The organism is Janthinobacterium aquaticum, from assembly GCF_009208565.1.
In the GTDB taxonomy this organism is placed as follows: domain Bacteria; phylum Pseudomonadota; class Gammaproteobacteria; order Burkholderiales; family Burkholderiaceae_D; genus Janthinobacterium.
Genome location: NZ_WFLK01000034.1, coordinates 1 through 695, shown reverse-complemented (window position 1 = coordinate 695; position 695 = coordinate 1). Strand labels below are relative to the sequence as shown.

Genomic DNA, 695 nt, shown 5'->3' with positions numbered 1-695 from the left:
AAAGCTTGTTTGCTAGCTCCCCGCAGCTTATCGCAAGCTACTACGTCCTTCATCGCCTGTAATCGCCAAGGCATCCACCATGTGCACTTATTCGCTTGTCCCTATAACGTTAGCCTCTGATCGTTTGCACGATCAAAGAGCGCTACAGGGATAAGAAAGTACAACGTTGTTGCTTGTTTGTTGATACATACAATCATTACCCATCGATCTGCCTGTTACGGCAAACCGATCATAAATAATCTTTACTTCTTCCAGATTGTTAAAGAACGAAACAGCAATGATCTCTAAAAGACCAAACCTAAATCCCGGTGTATTTCACACTGATTTACGTTTGAACTTTTTGGTGGAGGATGACGGGATCGAACCGACGACCCCCTGCTTGCAAAGCAGGTGCTCTCCCAGCTGAGCTAATCCCCCCAGGGGTAATACAGACTACAGAAACTGGTAGGGCTGGTTGGACTCGAACCAACGACCCCCGCGTTATCAACACGGTGCTCTAACCAGCTGAGCTACAGCCCCAAATGCTGTTCTTCTTTATTAACAGTCGATAAGTGTGAACATTTGATGGTGAAGCTTGCGCTTCGTGCAAACTCTAGAAAGGAGGTGATCCAGCCGCACCTTCCGATACGGCTACCTTGTTACGACTTCACCCCAGTCACGAATCCTACCGTGGTAAGCGCCCTCCTTGCGGTTAA

The 695-nt window shown here is 47.8% G+C and carries 2 tRNA genes and 2 rRNA genes; all 4 read right to left on the bottom strand.

Annotated features, from left to right (window positions below):
- Positions 1–101 (bottom strand): 23S ribosomal RNA (locus tag GCM43_RS25480); the annotation flags it as partial.
- A gap of 240 nt (positions 102–341) precedes the next feature.
- Positions 342–417 (bottom strand) — tRNA-Ala (locus tag GCM43_RS25475).
- A 25-nt stretch (positions 418–442) separates the two neighbouring features.
- A tRNA-Ile gene (locus tag GCM43_RS25470) sits at positions 443–519 on the bottom strand.
- A gap of 77 nt (positions 520–596) precedes the next feature.
- Positions 597–695, bottom strand: a 16S ribosomal RNA gene (locus tag GCM43_RS25465); the annotation flags it as partial.